Here is a 3,955-nt window from a genome sequence, read left to right as displayed (position 1 = left end):
GAGGATCTCAAACAGCCCGGAAGGCTTATAGAGATCTCTAACTTATGGCTATAAGTAAATTGTTACTGCTACCACGAGAAACCGCACACAAATTGCATCGAAAATCTTGTGAATTTGGCGCAAAGTCAGAAGGAACTGACCGTGAAAAATTATTATGTCTATATTCTGAGTAATGCCAGTAATCAGGTGCTGTACATAGGAGTCACCAGCCACTTAATCAGAAGAATTTATGAACACAAACATCATCTCATCGATGGTTTCACAAAAAAATACAACGTCAAAAAATTAGTTTATTTCGAGCAGACGAGTGATGTCGACTCAGCGATAGCTCGGGAAAAACAGCTCAAGCGTTGGCGTCGAGAAAAGAAGAATCATTTGATAAGCCAATCAAACCCAGATTGGCATGATTTATATCCAGACTTGGTTGAGTCGGGCGGCTGAGGGTGTTTTCTGGGGAGTATGATGTCCGTCTTTGTTGAGCTGGTAATTTGCTGTAGGTGCAGTCATGTGTCATGCCGACCGCAGTGGAGGCATCTCAAACGGCCTTGGAGGACTTTTGGAGATTCCTCGGCTGCGCTCGGGATGACAGAAAGTGTGTGATTGATTCCAAGAGTCATGTGTCATGTCGACCGCAGTGGAGGCATCTCAAACGGCCTTGGAGGACTTTTGGAGATTCCTCGGCTGCGCTCGGGATGACATATAAAGTCAGGTTGAGATGACAAAACGATTGTTATGCCGACCGCAATGGAGGCATCTCAAACCAAATGAGAAAGTGAGAGTTGAGGAAAAATGGCCTGTTTTGATGTATTTAATGGCGATGCCGATGGCATTTGCTCGCTGGTTCAACTTCGCTTGGCAGCACCTGCGGAATCAACTCTGATAACAGGGGTTAAGCGGGATATTGATCTGCTGAAACATGTCGAGGCAACAGTGGGTGACGTTGTTACCGTTCTGGATATTTCAATGCAGAAAAATGCCGCAGAATTGCATCGAGTGTTAGATACTGGGGCGAGTGTCAGCTACTTTGATCATCATCAGTCGGGCGATATTCCCAATCATCCTGCTTTGTCGGCACATATCGATCTGTCTCCAACCACCTGTACTGCTCTGATAGTCGATCAGTTTCTTAAGCAACGTTTTCATCTATGGGCAATGACGGCGGCATTTGGTGATAATTTAACCGAGGTCGCAGAGGCGCTTGCCAAACAAGCCGGGTTGATCGAAAAAGATACACTGGCCTTGCAGCAGCTGGGAATTGCACTGAACTATAACGGCTATGGCAGTTCACTTGAGGACTTGTTTTATCACCCCGCGGATTTATATCGGCAATGCGTTGCTTTCACCACACCGTTGGATTTTATCCATGAAAGGTCAGACATTTTTAACAGGCTCAACGATGGCTATCATCAAGACATGTCGGCTGCGCAGCAAGCCCCGTTGATTTACCAGTCTGATAGCGTTGCTGTCGTTGTGCTTCCCCAAGAGGCTTGGGCCCGACGTCGGTGGTGTTTTTGGCAATGACCTGGCGAATCGCTATCCTGATCGTGCGCATGCTGTTTTAACGCCCTTGGATAACACAAGTTATGTTGTTAGCATTCGTGCACCACTCAATCAACGTCATGGTGCGTCTGATGTTGCATCGCAGTTTGCGACAGGTGGTGGCCGTGCCGGCGCTGCTGGCATCAATGTGTTACCAGAACAAGCGGTAACGCAATTGATTGATGCCCTGAAACAACAATATCAATAGAGTAATTCATGACAAAGCTTTCTCTCGCAGTGATGCGAGCACTGGATATTCTGCTGTCTCTGACGGGGTTGATCATTGCAATGCCGGTCATGCTGGTGCTTACTCTGATCGGGTTGTTTGATACGGGTTCGCCATTATTCAGACAGCAGCGCGTGGGGCGTTATCAACAACCATTTACCCTGGTCAAGTTTCGCACGATGAAAAAAGAAACAGCAGATGTGGCCACACATCTGGCCAGTCACCAGGCCATCACCCGCTTTGGTCATTTTCTGCGTCGTACCAAGCTGGATGAGTTGCCTCAACTCTGGAATGTGCTGATCGGTGATATGAGTCTTGTCGGACCTCGCCCTTGTTTGTTCAACCAGCACGAGTTGATTGAGTATCGTCAGCAACATGGCGTGTTTGAAGTCAGACCTGGTGTGACCGGGTTGGCACAGGTCAACGATATAGATATGTCTACACCGCAGTTGCTTGCAGAGACCGATGCTCGAATGATTCAGGAGCTGTCCCCAAAAAATTATATCGGTTTTATTTTGCAAACGATGCTAGGCAAGGGGATGGGCGACAGAGTTCGAAAGGATTAACTCTGAAAACCTAGCGAGATTCGTCCGATCCAAGGTAATTGTGTGAGTTCCCTCAAGAAACGAGAAGATTGATGATTGGCGTATTTGAGTTTTTTGGATAGGCTTGAAGTGCAGTTCATGGAGAGCTGCTGATAAACCACAAGGAGTACGGAAGATGTTGAAGAAATGGATAGTTTCTTTCCTGCTGGCTTTCTCGCTGGCAACCGGCGTTGCTTTCGCAGCCGAAAAAATCAACTTGAACACAGCCACTGCTGAACAACTGCAATTACTTGATGGTGTTGGGCCTTCTACCGCGGCCAGCATCATTGACTATCGTGATGCTAATGGTGGTTTTAGCAGCGTCGATGAAGTGGTTAACGTCAGAGGCATTGGCGATAAAAAAGCGGCGCAGTTGGCCGAACAAGTCACTGTGAGTGATTAGGCAAAACCAGCACTGACATTATTTACTCTCAATTGGGTGGAGCTTGCTCCACCCTTTTTTTATGTGCGTAATAACCTGATCACTGCTTGTGTTTGTGGCCTAACCCCACGCCAGAGATAGAACGCCTCAGCGGCTTGCTCAACCAGCATACCCAGCCCATCTAGTGTTTTCTCGGCTTGATGTTGTTTGGCCCACTTGATAAAGGCCGTGTCTTCTTTTCCATACATCATGTCATAGCAGCAGGCACCAGCAGCCAATACTTGATCTGGCAGCGGGGGCACTTCACCTTGCAGGCTGGCGGCTGTGGCATTAATCACGACATCATATTGTCCGGTCACTTGTGCAAAGCCACCACCGGTTACATGACCTAGATGGTTGAAGATTTCTGCTAGTTGTTCTGCCTTGCTGGCAGTACGATTGGCAATGAAAATTTCGTTTGGTTGAAGTGTCAGTAATGGTTCAATGACACCCCGTGCGGCACCACCTGCGCCCAGCAATAAGATGCGTTTGTTTTTCAAGATCAGTTGATGATTTTCTGTTAGATCACGGCACAGCCCCACACCATCGGTGGTGTCGCCCGACAATGAACCATCTTCGTGAAATATCACGGTATTCACTGCACCGGCAAGTTCAGCACGTGCAGTACGATGGTCTACGATTTGCCAGACTTGTTCTTTAAACGGCACCGTGACGTTAATGCCTTTGAATCCCTGCTGTCTGAGCGTTTCCAGGCCAGCTTGCAGAGCATCTGTCGGAATTTCAATAGCCGTGTAATCCAGATCCTGGGCAGTTTGTCTGGCAAACTCAGCATGGATCAGTGGCGATTTGCTGTGTTTGATGGGATTCCCAATAACGGCATAGTGATCGGTCATAATTTTTCAGCAGTGTGTTTAGATGAATTTGGCTGAGGTAGCAAATGGTTTGATTGCGTCTCGGCTGTCTTTGGCTTTTATTGTGACATCAACTATCAAAAAGGTCATTTTCAGAGAAGTCATTCCGATCAGGACTGACAGGCAGGAGCTGGATCGCCACGGCCTGCGGCCTCGCGATGACGGTTTAAGCTGGAGATGCGATAGATGGAAAAAACAGGTTTCCCAGAAATCCGTCATTGCGAGCATAGCGAAGCAATCAAGTGCGGATCGGAAAGGCAGGAGCTGGATCGCCACGGCCTGCGGCCTCGCGATGACGGTTTAAGTTGASGAT

The 3,955-nt window shown here is 47.9% G+C and carries 7 protein-coding genes; 6 read left to right on the top strand and 1 reads right to left on the bottom strand.

Going from position 1 to position 3,955, the window contains the following annotated elements:
• The first annotated feature begins 141 nt into the window (after positions 1-141).
• The 5 genes from MPL1_RS06665 (at position 142) to MPL1_RS06650 (ending at position 2,752) form a co-directional block, all read left to right on the top strand.
• Positions 142-441: a GIY-YIG nuclease family protein gene (locus MPL1_RS06665; RefSeq protein WP_009726361.1), complete on the top strand. Its 300-nt coding sequence runs from the start codon at positions 142-144 to the stop codon at positions 439-441.
• Positions 442-789: 348 nt separating this feature from the next.
• On the top strand, positions 790-1,521 hold the full coding sequence (locus MPL1_RS06660) for a hypothetical protein (protein WP_009726360.1): 732 nt from the start codon (positions 790-792) through the stop codon (positions 1,519-1,521).
• A gap of 46 nt (positions 1,522-1,567) precedes the next feature.
• Positions 1,568-1,747, top strand: coding sequence for an acetyltransferase (locus MPL1_RS14110; RefSeq protein WP_009726359.1), 180 nt, complete (start codon positions 1,568-1,570; stop codon positions 1,745-1,747).
• Positions 1,748-1,755: 8 nt separating this feature from the next.
• The gene (locus tag MPL1_RS06655) at positions 1,756-2,331 is read left to right on the top strand and encodes a sugar transferase (RefSeq protein ID WP_200858786.1); all 576 of its coding nucleotides are present in this window, start codon (positions 1,756-1,758) and stop codon (positions 2,329-2,331) included.
• A 154-nt stretch (positions 2,332-2,485) separates the two neighbouring features.
• A complete protein-coding gene (locus MPL1_RS06650; RefSeq protein WP_009726357.1) occupies positions 2,486-2,752 on the top strand; it encodes a ComEA family DNA-binding protein in 267 nt (88 codons plus the stop codon).
• A gap of 59 nt (positions 2,753-2,811) precedes the next feature.
• Here MPL1_RS06650 and aroE read toward each other — a convergent pair whose 3' ends face one another.
• Entirely contained in the window at positions 2,812-3,624 is an 813-nt protein-coding gene (gene aroE / locus MPL1_RS06645) for a shikimate dehydrogenase (protein WP_009726356.1), read from the bottom strand.
• Between the two features lie 22 nt (positions 3,625-3,646).
• Between aroE and MPL1_RS06640 the strand changes: the two genes are divergently transcribed.
• A complete protein-coding gene (locus tag MPL1_RS06640; RefSeq protein WP_009726355.1) occupies positions 3,647-3,946 on the top strand; it encodes a hypothetical protein in 300 nt (99 codons plus the stop codon).
• Positions 3,947-3,955 lie beyond the last annotated feature (9 nt).

The organism is Methylophaga lonarensis MPL (assembly GCF_000349205.1).
In the GTDB taxonomy this organism is placed as follows: domain Bacteria; phylum Pseudomonadota; class Gammaproteobacteria; order Nitrosococcales; family Methylophagaceae; genus Methylophaga; species Methylophaga lonarensis.
The sequence above is the reverse complement of the archived record's forward strand: the minus strand, read 5'-3'. Positions and strand labels throughout refer to the sequence as shown.